Origin of the sequence: Mariniflexile jejuense (genome assembly GCF_042675665.1) — a bacterium.
GTDB lineage: Bacteria > Bacteroidota > Bacteroidia > Flavobacteriales > Flavobacteriaceae > Mariniflexile > Mariniflexile jejuense.
Map to the genome: position 1 here is coordinate 2,601,725 of NZ_JBHTJI010000001.1, position 14,955 is coordinate 2,616,679.

Sequence of the window (14,955 nt, forward strand, 5' to 3'; positions counted from 1 at the left end):
AATTTTTAATTTAATAAGGGGTTTTTAATGTGCCATTTTCCCAGTAGCCTTTGCTTACAAGTTGGTTGGATTTGTTAAAATATGCGCCAAAGCCATGTCGTTTTCCATTTGAAAATGTTCCGTAGTAAGTAGATTCGTCAACTTTATAAAACTCACTTGCTTGCCCTGTAAGTTGGTCGTTGTAAAATTCGCCCATAAAAGCATTACCACCAGCCCAAGTATAAGCGCCAATATAGTTTCGTTTACTATTGGTAAAAAAGCCTACATATTTATCATTATTAGCGTATTGATAAAATCCAAAACCGTTAGTGCAGTCGCCAATACAATTTCCTACGGCTTGTTTATTAATAAAGTTTTGGGTGAGCATGTTGCGGGTTTGCTTTCCGTTTTCATAATAACCAGCTTGAAATACTTCGGTGTCTTTTTTAAAGTAGCCGTAACCGTGTTGTTTTCCTGTTTGCCATTGGCCAATATAGTATTGCCCACTGCTATTCCATTTATAAAACCCATAACCATCTCTAAAACCATCTTTAAAAGTGCCTTCGTAAAAACCAGAACCATCATTGTAGGTTTCTTTGCCAAATCCATTAGGTTTTCCATTTTTAAAAAAACCTGTAAAGGTAGAGTTATTTATTGTTTTTTGTTCTCCATAACCGTCTATACAATTACCAGAAACACATTCGGGTGTTGGTGCTTTAGGGGTTGTGTTTAGTGTAGTGGTTGATGCTTTGGTGTTTTTTAGTATCTCTAAATCGGATTTTTCATCATACATTCTTGCCAAATATATTTTATCTTTTTCCATGTTGTAGTAATCTGGAAACACATATGTTGGAACGTTATTTATGTAAGTTAAAAGACCATAATCTCCAAATTCAACTTGATTAGAGTATGTGGTGTTACTAATGTTTTTGCCTTTTAATACTATAAAATCTTTGTTTGTTTTTCCATTTAAATAATAATAAAATTGATCTTTATTTTCTGGAAGCAGTTCGCCAGAAACAAATATTTTATCTTTAGCATCTTTAAAGAAAAATGTTTTTTCTTCGAATGTTTTTTTATCTACATGATATGAAAATATGTGGTTCTCATTACTAAAAGAATTACTTATTTTTGAATTTAGAAACACATTTTTTCCTTGATAAAATACCACGACCTTATTTTCTGGTAAATTTTTTAAAAGCGCTTCACTGTTTTTAGCTATAAGTTCCATTTTAATGTTGAAACCATCGGTTAATGTTTTATTATAGGCATCTTTAGCTAAGTAATAGTTTTGAGTTAAATCATCATAAAACAATAAGTCGTTAGTGCCTTCTAACTGCGATTTTAAAGAAGTTGAAAAGTAATTGCCATTTCTATAAACATGTTGGTATAAATTGCCATTTGCCCCTTTTTTAATAACAATTTTATAATCTATGGGTTTGTTGGCATCAGAATAATAAACAATAGAATAATCGAACGTATCGGTTACAGTTCCATTATTTATGTGTTGGTCTTTTATACTATTGGCTTTAGCATCTAATACAGCTTCAACTTTTAACTCAATATTATCGAAATCGGATTTAGAATATGTAAGCCTTCCTTCTTTATACCTTTTTTCTGAACGTTCTGTTTTAGAGTCTTTAATTTCTTCAATAAAAACTTTAAGTATTGCGCCTTCTTTTTGATATTTAAAGGTCTTTGTACTTTTTAAAACGTTTGATAGATATTCTTCTTCTTTAACAATACGGTTTTGAGTGTCGTATGTATACTTTTTTAGCTTAACTATTAAGGGTTCATTATAACCTTGTTTTCGAGTTTCTGTGTAAGATGTTAATAGGCCTTTTTCGTTGTATGTGTAGTCATTTAAACTGTAAGTTAGCTTTTGTGAAGTAATATAACCTTGGTCGTTAACTTTTAACTCATTTGATGCTGAATCGTTAACAAGTTTTCCATTTTTGTAAGTGAAGGTATTATCGCCTTGGTAGTCCGATTTTTTGGTAAGTAAACCCTCTTTATTAAAATAATACCTATTATCATAACAGTAAACATCGCCTTTTAAATTAAAGTGTTCTAGTTTAAATTTTAAAGCTATTGGGTTTTGGGGTGCATTTACTAAATCAACATTTTGTGCGAATAAGTTTGAAAAACATAATGCTGTAATGATGTAAATAAATTGTTTCATGGCTTTTGAGCTTTAATTTTTTGGTATGTTGTATCAAGAAAAGCCATAAAAGCCGCTTGGTTGTTTATAATATTGTTTTGTTTGCTGTCACTGGTTTGTAAAGCTCTTACTGAAACTTCAATTTCGTTTGTAAACAGCTTGCTAGATGCTCTTGCTGTCCAGGTTGTACCTTCAGAATAATTATAATAAGTGGTTGTAGTAGGGGTTAAGCTTAGAGCTTCTTTAGGTACTTCGGTAGCTTTTCCATCTTTAAAGTATTCAAAATTTGCTTTTAATTTATCTCTGTTGTATGTGCAAGTAGTAGTAGTTTGTAAATCGCCATTTGCATTATAGGTAAAGTAAGTAACTGTACTGCGGTATGAATTGCTAGGTACAAAAACTACTTTTACTAGTGGTTCGTTATTTTTGTTTAAATATTCGGTGGTTTCTTCGGTTATTTTATTTTCCGAGTTTAGGTTTTGGGTAATTTTTATGCCATCTTTATAAATATGTTTGCTAAAAATGTATTTAGAATGATAATCATAAAAATGATCTTCCAGTAATTTACCATTCGTATTATAGACTTTAATCATGTAACTTTGAGAATTTCTATAGACAAAAACTGAGTTTCCTGTTTTGCTATAAGTAATTTTATAATCTTGATGCGATGCACCACCATCCACCATACCGTCAGAATCGCTAATGTTGGTTAGTTCATTATTAGTATTGTAAGTGTAAATTTTTTGACTGCCAAATTTTAAACTACCAATAACTTTTACTTCCATTTCTTTTAATAGAAGTCCGTTTTTAAATTCATATTGAATTTGTTCGGTAGGGGTTATTTGCTTAGTCTCACCATTGTATTTAAGTACTCCTGTTACAAATACAGTGGTAGTTTTTGGCAAATTAAAATATTCTGTGGTGTTGTTTTGAGCATTTGTGTTTAAAACAAAACAAATAATGCATAGGCAGATAATGATTGTATTTTTCATAGGTATCTTTTTGTCTATACAAAACTATTAATGGAAGTAATACCAATCCATACGATGAATATCGTATATTTTACTTCTTAAAAACCAAAGTACTGTCTTTTAAAACCATATCCTTTAACGTTTTGTTATAAACATAATCTTCAAAAGTAATTTTTAAGATTTTTGAGGTATTATCTAAATTTTTTATGGTTAAAGATGATTGAACTTCTGCCGTAAATTCGCCGTAGTATTTTTCAAAAAAAACATATTTTTTTTCTGAAACGCTATAAGTACAACACCTACTAAAAAGTCCTGTATATTTGGTAAAAATTCTAACATCTGCATTTTTATAAACGAGGTCATCGGTAACAATAGGAAACATGGTTACACACATTATAATAGCTCCAAACATGCCTTTTAAAATATATCCTATTATAAATAAAGTACAACCAAAAGGGTAAATACTAAAATAAAACCGTTTCCATTTTAATGTTTTAAAAAAACGTATTGCAATAAAAAAACCAGTTAAAACAATACTCATTTTTATAAAAAACAAATAGGATTGAAAAATGCCAATAGAAAAAAAATAACGCATTAATAAATGAAATAGAACAAGTATTACACCTAAAACATGTATTAAATAAAACGTCTTTTTTAGCATTTGTATATAATTATGTTTCAAACATAATCAAGAATACTCATTTTTCCAATACGCTTATTATCGTATATTTTAATACCGTTTTATCTTGTTATATTTGCTTTTCAAATATTTTAAACCCAATTCATGCTGCTAATACGCTATATTGTTTCGCATACACAATTGCCTGAAGTTTCCATAAAAAACACTGTTGAATTATTAAATGAAGATTGCACCATACCATTCATTTCGCGCTACCGAAAAGAGCGAACAGGTAATTTAGATGAAGTTCAAATAAGCGAAATTGTAAAATATAAAGAACAATTTGAAGCTTTAGAAAAACGAAAAGTAGCCATTTTAAAAGCCTTGGAAGAACAAGCTGTTTTAACACCAGAATTAAAACAAAAAATCGAAGTTACACAAGATTTAACAACGCTTGAAGATTTATACTTGCCCTATAAAAAAAGCCGAAAAACCAAAGCCGAAACCGCAAGGCAAAATGGATTAGAACCTTTAGCTAAAATAATAATGAGTCAAAATGCGAACGATGTTGAATCTATAGCATTTAAGTATATAAAAGGTGAAATTAAATCGGTTGAAGATGCGTTAGAAGGCGCACGCCACATAATTTCTGAATGGATTAACGAACGTACCGACATTAGAAACAACATTCGCCAGCAATTAGAACGTTTTGCTATAATTTCCACAAAAGTGGTAAAAACAAAAGCTGATGATGAAAATGCTCAAAAATTTCGAGATTATTTTGATTGGGAAGAATCCTTAAGTAGAATTCCTTCGCACCGTTTACTTGCTATTTTAAGAGCCGAAAGCGAAGGTTTTATAAAAGTGAAAATTGAAATTGATGATGATAAAGCATTAAGTAAAATTGAAGACAGAATTATTCGTTCTAATAACGAGTGTAGTGAACAAATTCAACAAGCTATTCAAGATGCTTACAAGCGTTTGCTATTGCCATCACTTTCAAATGAAGCACTACAAATAGCCAAAGAAAAAGCCGATGCTTCAGCTATTTCTGTATTTGCTAAAAACTTAAAACAATTACTATTGGGTTCGCCATTAGGTGAAAAACGCATTTTAGCCATCGACCCTGGTTTTAGAACTGGTTGTAAAGTAGTGTGTTTAGATACGCAAGGTGGTTTGTTGTATAATGAAACTATTTATCCGCATCCGCCACAAAATGATAGTATTGGAGCTATGAAAAAAATAAGTTCTTTGGCAGAAGCTTATAAAATTGAAGCCATTGCTATTGGAAACGGCACAGCATCACGCGAAACGGAAGCCATCATAAGAAAAATTCACTTTAAAAATGATATACAAGTTTTTGTGGTTAGTGAAGCTGGCGCAAGTATTTATTCAGCATCAAAAATTGCACGTGATGAATTTCCTAATTATGATGTTACGGTTAGAGGTTCCATATCTATAGGAAGACGTTTGCAAGATCCATTAGCTGAATTGGTTAAAATTGACGCAAAATCTATTGGTGTTGGGCAATATCAACATGATGTAGACCAAACAAAACTTAAAAAAGAATTGGATGTGGTGGTTGAAAGTTGTGTGAATGCGGTTGGTGTAAATATAAATACTGCCAGTGCAAGTTTGTTAAGTTATGTATCGGGTATTGGGCCAAAACTTGCCGAAAACATGGTGAATTATCGTGATGAAAATGGTGCGTTTACTTCTAGAAACGACATTAAAAAAGTGCCACGTTTAGGTGGAAAAGCTTTTGAACAAGGTGCTGCATTTTTAAGAATAAAAGACGCCAAAAACCCGTTAGACGATTCAGCAGTTCACCCAGAAAGTTACAGTATTGTTGAAACTATGGCGAAAGATTTGGGTAAAAGCGTTCAAGATTTAATTGGAAATGCAACCGTACTTCAAAAAATAGATTTAAAAAAATATTGTACAGCTTCTGTTGGGTTGCCAACGCTTCAAGATATTGTAAAAGAACTTGAAAAACCAGGTTTAGATATTCGTGAGCAAGCTAAAGTATTTACCTTTAATCAAAATATAAAAACCATTAGTGATGTACACGAAGGGCAATTGTTACCTGGCATTGTAAATAATATTACCAACTTTGGTTGTTTTGTTGATATTGGTATTAAAGAAAGTGGCTTAATTCATGTTTCAAATTTATCCGACAGTTTTGTAAAAGACGTTAATGAACATGTAAGTTTACACCAACAAATTATTGTAAAAGTACTTGAGGTTGATGTTCCGCGAAAGCGTATTCAATTAAAGCTTCATAAATAAACATAAAATTAGCCACAAATACACTAATATAATAGTATTAGTGTATTTGTGGCTTAAATTTTTATGGTAACTAAATCTAAATTTATGAAGCCAATTTTAAATTTAGGTGTAAAGCTATAGCATCTAAAATTTGTTTGTGCCATTTTTCAATACGTTGTAATTCAAAGTCTTCGCTTAAATCATCATCAATATTAAAAAAAGTAATTACATAATTTGGGTTTATAGATGTTTTAAAAATAAACTCTAAACCAGCATTTTTTAACCTCACAACTTTATCCCCATCTTTACTATAATGCTTTACAACATTACATTGTTTTAAATCGCTAAAATTTATATTTTTTATGACAGAATTATTTTTATCCGATCGAATAAAGGTTAGTATTCTATTATCTGTACTAATACCAATAAAGTTTTTACGCCAAAAATCTTTAAGGCTATAAACAATGCCATTATCCTTTAGTAAAGAATTAATATGTTTTTTTGTTGATGATGTGTTTTTAGTACCGTTATAAATAAAATATAAAAAAGGGAAAAACACACTAAAAGTTAATATTGCAGAAATAATTATTACAGACGTTTTCATCTTATAAAAGTTTTAAATTAATTTTTTTGAATAGAAGTATCGTCATTTAATATTTTTAAATGACTGAAAATTAGATAAATAAAAAAAATAAAACTTATAAGAAGGAATGAAACGGGTAGATAATAGTACGCGTATTTAAATTTAAATCAAGATGTGCGCACGTTTTTAAATAGTGTAAATCATTTTCGCAAACAGCATTGGTTACAATTTTTTTTGCGCCAAATACAGTTTCGGTAGTTTGGTTCTTATGTTTATTAAAATTAATTAATTCTTCAAATGAATTGGCAGTGGTAATAGCCAATGTATTAAAAGAACGCTCAATTTTAATATCATGGTGCGTATTTGAAGGTTTATTTAAAGCAACAGCCTTTCCATTTGTTTCAAAAAGCAACAAGGAAATAAAGCTAATAGCAATAGTTAAAATTAAACCTTTAAATTTTAGCATGTTTTTAACTTAAAATATGTAAATGTATAAATAATGTATGTTAAAAAAATAATAAAAAAACAAAAAAAATGCGAACTCAAAGATTCGCATATTATATTGAAAAAAGCAGATAATATTTATCTATTCATGTTTTTAATTTCTTTTACAAACGTATCTAAATCAACGCTATTACCCACTAAGGTTAAAGCTTTATCTACAATATATTTTACGTTTACAGCATGAAACCCTAAACCAACACCAATTTTGTTTAAAAGTTTATGTTCTGGATCGCCTTTAATTTGATCTACGTATACCATACGCACCAAATCATACAAACGCTCTAAACGTTTATCATATTCAACCGGCGGATTAATTGGGTGCGATTTATAATCTTCTAAAATTAAAGCATAATCTGCTTCGCTAATATCTAAATTATTAGCTAAACGGTCTAAAAACGCTTTTTCATCATCACTAATTACACCATCATCCATCGCTACACGAACAATAGCTGCAAAATGGTCTTCATTACGCTTTTTAAATCCACTATCAAATAAATCTGAAAACGACATATATTTTTGTTTTTTGTGGTGCAAACCTACATATTTTTTTCGTTTTTTTAATACTAGTTAAACTGAAAAAAATATTAAAATTGATATTATACCCTAAATTAGTAAATAAAATTCATTTATAAAATAGGATTAAAATGCTTTTTATTTTGCTTTAATTTAATGAAGCACTTTATTTATTTTAAATTATTAAAAGAATAATACGAAGCCTTATATTTGCACATCAAAAACAGATTTTAGGTGAGTAAAACCACACTTTCTCAAACCTATTTACAGACTTTGCAAACGCAAAATCTGCAAAATGCTATTGCCCAAACCAAAAGTAGAATACATTTAAAAGGACTTGCAGGTTCGTCGTTTTCCTTTGTAATATCAAGTGTTTTCAATCAAAATGAACTGCCTTTTTTAATTGTTTTTAATGATAAAGAAGAAGCTGCATTTTATCTAAACGATTTAGAACATCTTTGTAATGACAAAGACGTACTATTTTATCCAGGTAGTTACCGAAGGCCATATCAAATAGAAGAAACCGATAATGCCAATGTGCTTTTGCGCGCCGAGGTTTTAAACCGTATTAATTCTCGCAAAAAACCAGCAATAATTGTAACCTATCCAGATGCACTTTTTGAGCAAGTTGTTACTAGAAAAGAACTAGAGCGCAATACTTTAAAAATTTCGATAAGCGATAAATTGTCAATCGATTTTGTAAATGAGGTTTTGTTTGAATACCAATTTAAACGGGTTGATTTTGTTACCGAACCTGGTGAATTTTCAGTACGTGGTGGAATTGTAGATGTGTTTTCATTTTCAAATGATGAACCCTACAGAATAGAGTTTTTTGGCGATGAGGTAGATAGTATTCGAACCTTTGATGTTGAAACGCAACTATCAATAGAACAGATAAAAAAAATAAACATCATACCTAATGTAGCCAATAAATTATTGCAAGATAGTAGGCAAAGTTTTTTGGAATACATGGCACAAAAAACGGTGGTTTGTTTTAAAAATATCGATTTATTTTTTTCAAGAATTGACGATTTTTATGCAAAAGCAAAAGATGCTTTTAAAACACTCTCTTCCGAAATTAAACATGCTCAACCAGACGAATTATTTTGCAATTCGGCAATATTAAAAAAACAATTATTAGATTTTTCAATTGTTGAATTTGGTAGTTCTGCTATTATGCCGAATACAAAATCTATCGATTTCAACACCACACCACAACCATCATTCAATAAACAATTTAATTTGTTAATTGAAGATTTAAATACCAATTACGATAAAGGTTATACCAATTATATTGCCTGTGTTAGCGAGCAACAAGCTAAACGTTTCCACGATATTTTTGACGATTCGCATCTAGAGGTAAAACCCTATAAAGCCATTGTACTTTCATTACATCAAGGTTTTATAGACCATGATAACCAGATTGTTTGCTACACCGATCATCAAATTTTTGAGCGTTACCACAAGTTTAATGTAAAGAATGGTTACGCTAAAAAGCAAGCCATCACGTTAAAAGAACTTACCAATTTAGATATTGGCGATTATGTTACCCACATCGATCATGGTATTGGGCGTTTTGGCGGACTTCAAAAAATTGATGTTGAAGGAAAAAAACAAGAAGCTATTAAACTAATATATGGTGAACGCGATGTATTATATTTAAGCATTCATTCGCTTCATAAAATCACCAAGTTTAATGGAAAAGATGGTAAACCGCCTAAAATTTATAAATTAGGAAGTACCGCTTGGAAATCTTTAAAAGAGAAAACAAAATCACGTGTAAAACACGTTGCGTTTAATCTTATAAAGCTTTATGCAAAGCGAAAAACCGAAAAAGGCTATCAATACAATCCAGATAGTTACATGCAACACGAGTTGGAAGCATCTTTTATTTATGAAGATACACCCGACCAAAGTACCGCTACTGCCGATATTAAAGCCGATATGGAAAGCGAACGCCCAATGGATAGATTGGTGTGTGGCGACGTAGGTTTTGGTAAAACAGAAGTTGCTATTCGAGCTGCGTTTAAAGCGGTTGATAACGGTAAGCAAGTGGCAGTTTTAGTGCCAACTACCATTTTAGCATATCAACATTCCAGAACTTTTGCTGAGCGTTTAAAAGATTTTCCTGTAACGGTTGATTATGTAAACCGTTTTAGAACCGCCAAAGAAAAACGCGAAACACTTGAAGGGGTTGAAAGTGGCAAGGTTGATATCATCATCGGTACGCATCAGTTGGTAAATAAAAGTGTAAAATTTAAAGATTTAGGCTTGCTAATTGTTGATGAAGAACAAAAATTTGGTGTTGCAGTAAAAGAGAAACTAAAAACCTTAAAAGATAATGTGGATGTGTTAACTTTAACAGCAACACCCATACCCAGAACGCTTCAATTTAGTTTAATGGCAGCGCGCGATTTATCGGTTATCACCACGCCACCACCAAACCGCTATCCTATTGAAAGTCATGTAATTCGTTTTAATGAAGAAGCCATTCGAGATGCGGTTAGTTATGAAATTGAACGTGGCGGACAAATTTTTTTCATCCATAATCGTATTGAAAATATTAAAGAAGTAGCAGGCATGATTCAACGTTTAGTGCCCGATGCTAAAATTGGTGTTGGTCATGGACAAATGGATGGTAAAAAATTAGAAGAATTAATGCTCGCATTTATGAATGGCGCTTTTGATGTGTTGGTTAGTACAACCATTGTTGAAAGTGGATTAGATGTGCCAAATGCCAATACCATTTTTATTAACAATGCCAATAATTTTGGTCTAAGTGATTTACACCAAATGCGTGGTCGAGTAGGTAGAAGCAATAAAAAAGCGTTTTGTTATTTTATAACACCTGAATATTCGGCAATGACTGATGATGCTAGAAAACGTATTACAGCTTTAGAACAGTTTACAGACTTAGGTAGTGGTTTCAATATAGCAATGAAAGATTTAGAAATTCGTGGTGCTGGCGATTTGTTGGGTGGTGAACAAAGCGGTTTTATTAATGAAATTGGCTTTGATACCTATCAAAAAATCTTAAATGAAGCTATTGATGAACTTAAGGAAAACGAGTTTAAAGATTTGTATGATGAGCATCAAGATGACAAAATTTATGTAAAAGAAGTAACAATTGATTCTGATTTTGAATTGCTTTTTCCAGATGATTATGTTAATAATATTGCAGAACGATTAACATTGTATACCAAACTTAACGACTTAAAAACGGAAGCTGAATTACAAAAATTTGAAACCGAATTAATTGACCGTTTTGGTGAATTGCCAAAACAAGTAACCGATTTGCTAAACAGTGTTCAAATAAAATGGATTGCTACAAAAGCAGGTTTTGAAAAAATTGTAATGAAACAAGGCAAACTTATTGGCTATTTTATAACCGACCAGCAAAGTAATTTTTATCAAAGTAGCGGTTTTACAAAAGTATTACAGTTTGTACAAGCAAACTCTGGTATTTGTAAAATGAAAGAAAAGGAAACCCGAAATGGCTTGCGCCTTATGCTAACTTTTGAAAATATAAAATCTGTAAAACAAGCTTTAAACGTATTACAACCTATTGTGGTGTAATTATTGCACTTAAAAAATAAATTAAAATTATGTTAACCAGAATAGTTGCTTTATTAATAATATTACCCAATTTACTTTTGGCACAACACACCATAAAAGGCGTGTTTACGCCAGCAAAAGATTATGAGGTGGTTTTATTATACAAAGTAACACCTACAGTATCTGATTATGTTACAAATGCAACCATTGAAAAAGATGGAAGTTTTCTGTTTAAGTTAGATGCTTCAGCAGTACCAGGTATCTATCGATTGGTATATGCAGTTCCGCAGGAAGATTTTAATTTCGATGTTATTTATAACGGAAAAGAAGATATTGTATTAACCTTTAATACAGAAACTGGTGTAACCTTTAAAGCATCATCAGAAAATAAATTATTGGCTTCCTACACCGCTAGCATGTCGGCAATTACACAAAGTATTACTAATTATTTTAGAAGTGAAAAGAAAGATACTACGGCGTTAAAAACCATATTTAAAACACAACGTGAAGCCCAAATGCGTTATGAAAAGCAAGCTGAAAACAGCATAGCGCTTCATTTTATAAAAGCAAACAAACCATACATTCCTAAAACCTATCAAAACGTTAAAACCTATGTTGCCAATTTAAAAACACATTATTTTGACAACATCGATTTTAATAATAAAACACTGCAAAGTTCTAGTTTTTTACAGGAACGTATGCTTAATTATGTATTTGGAATTTCGAGTGAAGGCAAAGACCAAATAGCTAATTATAAAGCTAATATTGATGTGTTTTGTACTGCTATGAAAACGGTTCCTGCAAATGTTAAGCGTATTTTACTGTTAGATTTGTGGCAAGAAATGGTAGATTTAAACCAAGCACCTGTAGCAAATTACATATCAAAAAATTATTTGCTTGAAGTTGCTAAAGTTTTAAAAGACAACGAACTAATTAATACTCTAACGCTTTACACTAACTTATCAATAGGGCATAAAGCACCCGATTTTTCGTTTGTAGATAAAAATAAAGTCACTAAAAAGTTGAGTGAATTAACTGGAGCAGAAACATATATACTTGTTTTTTGGAGTAGTACCTGTTCGCATTGTTTAGATGAAATACCACAGATGCAAACTTTTTTAAAATCGCGTGTAAAAGATAAAATTAAGGTAATAGCCATAGGTTTGGAAGATGATGATAAGAAGTGGAAAGAAGCAATAAAAAATTACCCAGAATTTATACATGTGTTGGGTTTAGGTAAATGGGATAATAAAATTGGCGATGCTTATGGTGTTAATGCAACACCAACCTACTTTGTGCTTGATAAAAACAAAAATATTATAGAAAAACCTGAAGATTTTGAGGGGTTAAAAGCTTTTTTAATAAAGTAGTTTTTATCATTCTTGCAAAAGCAGAAATCCACAAATATTATCCAGAATTTCAAAATGAATTCCTGCCTTTGCGGGATTGAAAAAAGATTTAAAAATGATAAAAAGCATTTTCTAAATGCTCAATTTTATAGTGTTTACCTAAGTTCACAATAGCTATAATATCAAAACGAACTTCAACATTTAATTCATTAACCGAAACATATTCGTCAACTGCTTTTACAAGGCGTTGTATTTGCTTAGGTTTTACAAAATCTTGTGGGTTACCAAAATCTGTACTCGAGCGTGTTTTTACTTCAATAATGGCTAAAATGGTTTCTTTTTTAGCTATTATATCTACTTCAGCTTTATCAAAACGGTAATTACGTTCTATAATTTCATAGCCATTTTCTAAAAGAAAATCGACTGCCTTTTGTTCACCTTTTTTACCAAGTTCGTTGTGTTGTGCCATTTGGCTATTGTATAGGTTCTAACACTAATACAAGTTTGTTAAAATCGGCAGCACTATTAATTACGGTTCTGTATTTTTCGTAGTTAGCGGTGTCTATTATGTTTTTTCGGTAATGCTCATCTGCGGTAATAACTAATAAATCGTCTTTTTGCTCGAAGTAAGAATGAAATATTAAAAGTTCTTTTCCAGCGTCTTCAAACGTGTTTTTTATGTTAATATCATTTAGATTTGCAACTTTATAACCTTTTGGTATTTTTACATTAAGCGTTCTGTAATAGCTTCTGGTAAACTCATTTTCTACAGGAAGTACGCGTGTTTTTTCTTGATAAAGTTGCATTTGCTTACCAATAAGTTCGCCAATTTTAAATAGGTATTTGTTTCCAGCTTTTTCAATAAATGCTTCCGAATTAAAATTAAGCACAAACTCAATAGGCTTAACGCCAAACAATTCAGGATCATCGTTAATTATTTCTTTTGAAGTTATGGTAACGTTGTCGTTTATATTTTTAGCAAAACCTTCAATTAACTTAACCTTTTCTTCTTCTTTAATTAAATTCATGTACGGTTGAAAATACATGGCATAATAACCACTCATTGAACGGTTTAGTTTTATGATAGTATTGGTAATATTGTCTTTTTCAAAATCAATATCAAGAATCATTTTATCAACCGTTTTGTCTGCCTCAATAGGTTTTATGTATTGTATTTTTCCTAAGCCCGAAACAAAATCGCCTACTTTAACTTCTTTAATAAATAGGCCATAAGTATCGGTTAAATATGCTGGTGGAAACCCATATCTTGAGTTGTTTTCGGTTGGCGATAAGTAGGCATCGGTATCATTAAAGTAAATTAAAAAGTTTGTTAAAAAATTATTGGCTTCAAAATCTTTATCAAATTTTAATTCTAATCTATCACTTGTAATAACCAATTCATGTTTAATATTTAAGCTTTTTAAAATGGAAATGTAAAGTTTTAAAATACCAGATTCATTGGCTACTTTTTTTGTTAGAATTTGGTCTAAATCTTTAAAATTATCGCTGCCATCTTCGGTTTGAAATACGTTTGTTTTAATGAAGAATTCAAGTTTTCTTATTAAATCGTCGCCTTTTAAATCTTTGCCAGATGTTGCTTCTTTTATAAACTTTTTAAGCAAATTTTGTGTTTTGCTATTTGGCTCTGTATAGTAGTATGAGTACATGTTTTGAGCTACTTTGCTGTATGATGAAATGTCTTTGGTGTTGGAAGCTGTATTTCTATCTAACTTATAAATTACAAAGCTTTTTGAAGCTTCGTATGCTGATAATTCTTCTTTTTCTAAACCTTTTAAAGCATCTAATTTTAATTGCCAATGTAGTTTGTCTTTTGCTAATGTGTCTTGAACAACTTCGGGCGTGTTATTGTAGGTTTTGAATTTGAAAATAAGATTTTTTGGCGCATACAAATCAAACTCAATGTTCTTTTTGTTATAACTTGATTGAAAATCAATTAAGTTTCCGCTATATCTTGGGTAGCGTCTTACTACATAAAAGTATTCAATAAAGCTGCCTTTTTCAACACCTTCAAAAGCAAAAAACTTATAGTTTCTACCAGTTTCTTCATCTTGAGCTGTTAAAATTTTTGAATCATCTAATTCTATAACAGTACCATTTTTTGTAATAACTCTGGCTTTGTTTACCATTAATTCTGAAGTAGCTGTATATGGCAAATAAATTTTATTATAGTTTTCAATGTTATCATCAGAGTTTAACCATAAAACTCTATGCTCAAGATAGTATTCTACCAATCCGTCGTTTCCTTGAAAATAAAACTCGGTTAGTATTTTGTCTTTTATAGCTGTAATGGGTTCTGTGTTGCCTTCTTCAATTTTGTAAGCTGGGTTTTTATCCCAAGAATAGTTGGTGTAAACTAAGTCGTTTTGTGAAGAAATAAGTTGAATAAACAGTAAAAATGCGATTATTATTTGATTTTTTAACATGCTATTTGG

The 14,955-nt window shown here is 30.7% G+C and carries 11 protein-coding genes; 3 read left to right on the forward strand and 8 right to left on the reverse strand.

Going from position 1 to position 14,955, the window contains the following annotated elements:
• Positions 1 to 10: 10 nt before the first annotated feature.
• The 3 genes from ACFQ1R_RS11165 to ACFQ1R_RS11175 form a co-directional block, all read right to left on the reverse strand.
• A complete protein-coding gene (locus tag ACFQ1R_RS11165; RefSeq protein ID WP_379926254.1) occupies positions 11 to 2,161 on the reverse strand; it encodes a hypothetical protein in 2,151 nt (716 codons plus the stop codon).
• On the reverse strand, positions 2,158 to 3,132 hold the full coding sequence (locus ACFQ1R_RS11170) for a hypothetical protein (protein ID WP_379926255.1): 975 nt from the start codon (positions 3,130 to 3,132) through the stop codon (positions 2,158 to 2,160). The genes ACFQ1R_RS11165 and ACFQ1R_RS11170 overlap by 4 nt, the downstream gene beginning before the upstream one ends.
• A gap of 70 nt (positions 3,133 to 3,202) precedes the next feature.
• The gene (locus ACFQ1R_RS11175) at positions 3,203 to 3,652 is read right to left on the reverse strand and encodes a hypothetical protein (RefSeq protein WP_379926256.1); all 450 of its coding nucleotides are present in this window, start codon (positions 3,650 to 3,652) and stop codon (positions 3,203 to 3,205) included.
• 243 nt (positions 3,653 to 3,895) lie between these two features.
• Between ACFQ1R_RS11175 and ACFQ1R_RS11180 the strand changes: the two genes are divergently transcribed.
• Entirely contained in the window at positions 3,896 to 6,019 is a 2,124-nt protein-coding gene (locus ACFQ1R_RS11180; protein ID WP_379926257.1) for a Tex family protein, read from the forward strand.
• 82 nt (positions 6,020 to 6,101) lie between these two features.
• Here ACFQ1R_RS11180 and ACFQ1R_RS11185 read toward each other — a convergent pair whose 3' ends face one another.
• The 3 genes from ACFQ1R_RS11185 to ACFQ1R_RS11195 form a co-directional block, all read right to left on the reverse strand.
• Positions 6,102 to 6,602: a hypothetical protein gene (locus ACFQ1R_RS11185; RefSeq protein WP_379926258.1), complete on the reverse strand. Its 501-nt coding sequence runs from the start codon at positions 6,600 to 6,602 to the stop codon at positions 6,102 to 6,104.
• A gap of 94 nt (positions 6,603 to 6,696) precedes the next feature.
• Entirely contained in the window at positions 6,697 to 7,047 is a 351-nt protein-coding gene (locus tag ACFQ1R_RS11190; RefSeq protein WP_379926259.1) for a hypothetical protein, read from the reverse strand.
• A 116-nt stretch (positions 7,048 to 7,163) separates the two neighbouring features.
• A complete protein-coding gene (locus ACFQ1R_RS11195; RefSeq protein WP_379926260.1) occupies positions 7,164 to 7,595 on the reverse strand; it encodes a tellurite resistance TerB family protein in 432 nt (143 codons plus the stop codon).
• 237 nt (positions 7,596 to 7,832) lie between these two features.
• Here ACFQ1R_RS11195 and mfd point away from each other — a divergent pair, with 237 nt between their 5' ends.
• Together mfd and ACFQ1R_RS11205 are read left to right on the forward strand one after the other, a co-directional pair.
• Positions 7,833 to 11,174 carry a transcription-repair coupling factor gene (gene mfd / locus ACFQ1R_RS11200; protein ID WP_379926261.1) on the forward strand — a complete coding sequence of 1,114 codons (3,342 nt, stop codon included), beginning with the start codon at positions 7,833 to 7,835 and terminating at the stop codon, positions 11,172 to 11,174.
• Between the two features lie 29 nt (positions 11,175 to 11,203).
• Positions 11,204 to 12,523: a TlpA family protein disulfide reductase gene (locus ACFQ1R_RS11205; protein WP_379926262.1), complete on the forward strand. Its 1,320-nt coding sequence runs from the start codon at positions 11,204 to 11,206 to the stop codon at positions 12,521 to 12,523.
• Between the two features lie 88 nt (positions 12,524 to 12,611).
• Here the strand turns inward: ACFQ1R_RS11205 and ACFQ1R_RS11210 are convergent, their stop codons facing one another.
• Positions 12,612 to 12,971, reverse strand: a complete 360-nt coding sequence (locus ACFQ1R_RS11210) for a YraN family protein (RefSeq protein ID WP_379926263.1) — start codon at positions 12,969 to 12,971, stop codon at positions 12,612 to 12,614.
• 4 nt (positions 12,972 to 12,975) lie between these two features.
• Positions 12,976 to 14,946 (reverse strand): DUF3857 domain-containing protein, encoded by a 1,971-nt coding sequence (locus ACFQ1R_RS11215; protein WP_379926264.1) that lies wholly within the window; start codon positions 14,944 to 14,946, stop codon positions 12,976 to 12,978.
• Positions 14,947 to 14,955: the final 9 nt, after the last annotated feature.